Source organism: Mesorhizobium sp. M2C.T.Ca.TU.002.02.1.1 (genome assembly GCF_003997225.1).
On the sequence record NZ_RZTO01000584.1, the window covers coordinates 1 to 3,999 of the forward strand.

Consider the following 3,999-nt stretch of genomic DNA (forward strand, 5'->3'; position numbering starts at 1 on the left):
GAGCGGAAGCGAAGCGGACGCGGAGACCCGAGGATCCATTCCGTGACATTTGGGCGCCGCTGCGGTGCAGAATTCTGCTCCGCTGCACTCCACGGCCAAGATAACGGAATGGATCCTCGGGTCTCCGCGTCCGCTTCGCTTCCGCTCCGCCCGTGGATGACGAAGCTGAGGGGCTGCCGCCCAATTCATCCGAACATCGAGAGGGACGCACCTCGCTGCCTTGACAATCAATTATCTTGTACGCTAAATAATCGTGTACAAATCAAATGGAGATCAAAAATGTCTGCACTCTACACCGCCCAGGCTCGCGTCACCGGTGGCCGCAACGGTCATGGCGAGACCAGCGACGGCCTGCTCAAGGTCGATCTGGCGATGCCGAAGGAGCTCGGCGGCAAGGGCGGCGCCACCAATCCCGAGCAGCTCTTCGCCGTCGGCTATGCGGCCTGCTTCGAGAGCGCGGTGCGTTTTGTGGCCCACCAGCAGAAGCTGCCGCTTAAGGACGCTTCGATCACGTCCACGGTCAGCCTCTATCCGAATGACCAGGGCGGCTTCCGCCTCGGCGTTTCGCTGGCGGTGGAAATCAAAGGCCTTGATCAGACAGGCGCCGAGGCGCTTGTATCGGAAGCACACAAGATCTGCCCCTATTCCAACGCCATCCGGGGCAATATCGACGTGGCGCTCTCGGCAAAGGCTGCATGACGACGAAAACCGAAACCATGACCAGGCAGGCCCCGGCGCAGGACGCCGGGGCATCCGAGGTGCCACGCCTCGACCAGCAGCTTTGCTTCGCGCTCTATTCGGCAAGCGGGCTGATGACCAGGCTTTACCGGCCGCTGCTCGATCCGCTCGGCCTCACCTATCCGCAATATCTGGCGATGTTGGCGCTGTGGCAGCATTCGCCGAGCACGATCGGCGAGCTCGGCGCGGCACTGGGGCTCGATTCGGCGACGCTGACGCCGCTGATCAAGCGCATGGAAGCGGGCGGCCTGGTGACGCGCCGGCGCGATGCCGCCGACGAACGCCGCGTGCTGGTCGAGCCGACCGCCAAGGGCGATGCGCTGCGGGCGAAGATGAAGGACGTGCAGGAAGGCTTAAGCTGCGGCATGCCGCTGGAGCGGGCCGAGCTGAAAGCCCTGCACGGCACCTTGACGCGCCTGGTCGCCGGATTGCGCGAGTCCACAGCCGACCAGGATTGATCGCGGCAACGGTCATCCCGCGAAACCTGCCCCGAAGAGCACAGGATTGCATATTGGCCGGCCCGAGGCGGCGCGGACCGGCTTGCAAGGCGCTTGCGGCAAGCTAAAGTCGGCGCCGGATTTTCCTGGCCGCGCCAAACAGCGCGGCCGATCACCTTCGGAGATTTGTCATGACCAAGTCGAAACTGCTGCTGGCCGCCATGGTGGCCTGGCTTCTCGCGCCTGTCGCGGCGCTCGCCGATGCGCTGCCCGATCTCGGCGGCAAGAAGGTCGTGGTGGTGACCGAAAACGCCTATCCGCCGCTGCAGTTCATCGACAAGAAGACCGGCAAGCAGATCGGCTGGGAATATGACGCGATGGACGAGATCGCCAAGCGGCTGAACTTCAAGGTCGAGTACCAGAACACCTCGTGGGACGCGATGATCCAGGCGGTTTCCGACAACCAGTACAACATCGGCATGACCGGCATCACCATCAAGGACGACCGCAAGGAGAAGGTCGACTTCTCCGATCCCTATATGCGCTCGGAGCAGTTCATGCTGGTGCGCGGCGACGAAAGCCGCTTCACCGACGCCAAGAGCTTCGGCGCCTTCAAGGACGGGCTGATCGGCGCCCAGCCGGGCACCACGCCGTTCTACACCGCCGTCTACAGCGTGCTCGACGGCAACGAGCAGAACCCGCGCATCAAACTGTTCGAAACCTTCGGCGCGACCGTGCAGGCACTGAAATCGGGCGACGTCGACGTCGTCTTGACCGACGGCACCGCCGGCCAGGGCTATGTCGATGCTTCCGCAGGCAAGCTGAAGCTGATCGGCGGACCGCTCGGTACCGAGGATTTCGGCTTCATCTTCCCAAAGGGTTCGGATTTGGTGAAGCCGGTCAACGCCGCCATCGCATCGCTCAAGGCCGACGGCACGTTCGACAAGCTCAACAAGAAGTGGTTCCTTGATTACAAGATGGGGCAGTAGGCGCATTGTTGAGAATGGTGCGTGTGCGCCGCCTTTCCTTTAACGTTGGTCATTGGCGAAAGCCGTCGCGACGTCCGATCTCCCCCCTTGTGGGGGAGATGCCCGGCAGGGCAGAGGGGGGTGTGCCGGATCGCGACGTCTCCATTCCAAGCTTCTTCGAATCGAATCCGATCGGAGGCTGTGATCGTAATCAGTTGATAGGCCGGCGGGACAGCACCCCCCTCTGTCCTGCCGGACATCTCCCCCGCAAGGGGGGAGATCAGCAGCTCTTGCGAAGGCATCTATTTACCAGCGTTGGGAACTAATGCCGCCCGCAGCCCCCACATCCAAATCCGAATTCCCGTGGTGGCTGGCCGCCGCCCTTGCCCTTGCCTTGGCCGCCGCCCTCGCCATTGCGTCCAGCGACCTCTACGCCGAAGTCTTCGCCACCGTCGCCAAGGGCATCGGCATCACCGTCTTCGTCACCGCGGTCGCCTTCGCGCTCGCCTCCGTGCTTGGGCTCGGCATCGCGCTGATGGCGCTGTCGCGATCGCAATGGCTGCGGCAGATCGCACGTTTCTATGTCGAGATCATCCGCGGCGTGCCAATCCTGGTGCTGTTGTTCTGGATCGCCTTCGCCGGCGCCCCGGCCTTCGTCGCCGCCTGGAATGCGCTGACCGCGCCGCTGCAGAGCGCCGGCCTGATCGGCGAGCTCCTGGTGCGCGACGTCTCGCTTCTATGGCGCGCCATCATGGCTCTGACCATCGGCTATTCGGCCTTCATCTCGGAAGTGTTCCGCGCCGGCATCCAGTCGGTCGAGAAAGGTCAGATCGAGGCGGCCAAGGCGCTTGGGCTCAGCCGGGCGCAGCGTTTTCGGCTGATCGTGTTCCCGCAGGCGATCCGCATGATCCTGCCGCCGCTCGGCAACGACTTCGTCGCCATGGTCAAGGATTCCTCGCTGGTCTCCGTGCTCGGCGTCGCCGACATCACGCAGATCGGCAAGGTCTACGCCGCCGGCTCCTTCCGCTTCTTCGAGACCTATTCGATCGTCGCCTATATCTATCTCATCCTGACAGTCGGCCTGTCGCTGGCGCTGCGGGCGCTGGAACAGCGGCTGCGCCGGCAGCATCAGGAATAGCCGGCGGCAAAAGTCCGCGTTAGGTTGGGAAGCGTTGCAATCCGGCTCGGAGGACTCGCCCATGAATTTCGACAAGGCCAATGCGGCGCTGGATTCCGTCTATTCGGCCGACTCGCCGGAAGGGCTCGCCAAGGCCTATGCCGAATGGGCGGCCACCTATGACAGCGAGACCGCCTCGCTGGGCTATCTCCTGCCTTTCCTGATCACCGCCTGGGTGGCGCGGCATGTGCCGGCGGGCGAAGGTCCGCTGCTCGACGCCGGTTGCGGCACGGGCCTGTCGGGGCCGTCGCTGAAGGCTCTGGGCTATGACCATATCGCCGGGCTCGACCTCTCAGACGACATGCTGAAAATCGCGGGCAGCCGCCAGGCCGGTGGCAAGCCGGCCTATAGTGAGCTGAAGAAGGCGATGCTCGGCGGCCCGCTGCCCTGGCCCGAGCGGCATTTCCGCGCCTTTTTCTCGACCGGCGTCTTCACCATAGGCCATGCGCCGGCTTCCGGCCTGCATGAGCTGGTGCGCGTCACCAAGGCCGGCGGCCACGCCATCTTCACCGTGCGCGACCAGGTTTTCGAGAGCGGCGGCTTCCAGGCTGTGTTCGACGAGCTGGAGCGGGCGAGGAAATGGCGCCTGGTCGAGCAGAGCCCATGGTTCCGCTGCTACGCCATCGGCGATCCGGAAGCACTGGTGAAGACGTTTGTGTTCGAGGTGATGTGAATAAGC

5 protein-coding genes are annotated in these 3,999 nt (G+C 63.8%); all 5 read left to right on the forward strand.

Translation table 11 applies throughout. The features are described 5' to 3' along the window. Positions 1-279: 279 nt before the first annotated feature. The 5 genes from EOD07_RS25410 (at position 280) to EOD07_RS25430 (ending at position 3,993) form a co-directional block, all read left to right on the forward strand. Positions 280-699 (forward strand): organic hydroperoxide resistance protein, encoded by a 420-nt coding sequence (locus EOD07_RS25410; protein ID WP_127237374.1) that lies wholly within the window; start codon positions 280-282, stop codon positions 697-699. A gap of 17 nt (positions 700-716) precedes the next feature. Beyond that, positions 717-1,196 (forward strand): MarR family winged helix-turn-helix transcriptional regulator, encoded by a 480-nt coding sequence (locus tag EOD07_RS25415; protein ID WP_245470478.1) that lies wholly within the window; start codon positions 717-719, stop codon positions 1,194-1,196. 170 nt (positions 1,197-1,366) lie between these two features. Further along, positions 1,367-2,164 carry a transporter substrate-binding domain-containing protein gene (locus EOD07_RS25420; protein WP_127237376.1) on the forward strand — a complete coding sequence of 266 codons (798 nt, stop codon included), beginning with the start codon at positions 1,367-1,369 and terminating at the stop codon, positions 2,162-2,164. A gap of 304 nt (positions 2,165-2,468) precedes the next feature. Continuing rightward, positions 2,469-3,281 (forward strand): amino acid ABC transporter permease, encoded by an 813-nt coding sequence (locus EOD07_RS25425; RefSeq protein WP_127237377.1) that lies wholly within the window; start codon positions 2,469-2,471, stop codon positions 3,279-3,281. Positions 3,282-3,342: 61 nt separating this feature from the next. Then, positions 3,343-3,993: a methyltransferase domain-containing protein gene (locus tag EOD07_RS25430; protein WP_127237378.1), complete on the forward strand. Its 651-nt coding sequence runs from the start codon at positions 3,343-3,345 to the stop codon at positions 3,991-3,993. Positions 3,994-3,999: the final 6 nt, after the last annotated feature.

What these genes read in the sequence shown, in the direction of transcription:
- EOD07_RS25425 (WP_127237377.1), top strand. Translation starts at nt 2,469, where the DNA reads ATGCCGCCCGCAGCCCCCACATCCAAATCCGAATTCCCGTGGTGGCTG.
- EOD07_RS25420 (WP_127237376.1), top strand. Translation starts at nt 1,367, where the DNA reads ATGACCAAGTCGAAACTGCTGCTGGCCGCCATGGTGGCCTGGCTTCTC.
- EOD07_RS25430 (WP_127237378.1), top strand. Translation starts at nt 3,343, where the DNA reads ATGAATTTCGACAAGGCCAATGCGGCGCTGGATTCCGTCTATTCGGCC.
- EOD07_RS25415 (WP_245470478.1), top strand. Translation starts at nt 717, where the DNA reads ATGACCAGGCAGGCCCCGGCGCAGGACGCCGGGGCATCCGAGGTGCCA.
- EOD07_RS25410 (WP_127237374.1), top strand. Translation starts at nt 280, where the DNA reads ATGTCTGCACTCTACACCGCCCAGGCTCGCGTCACCGGTGGCCGCAAC.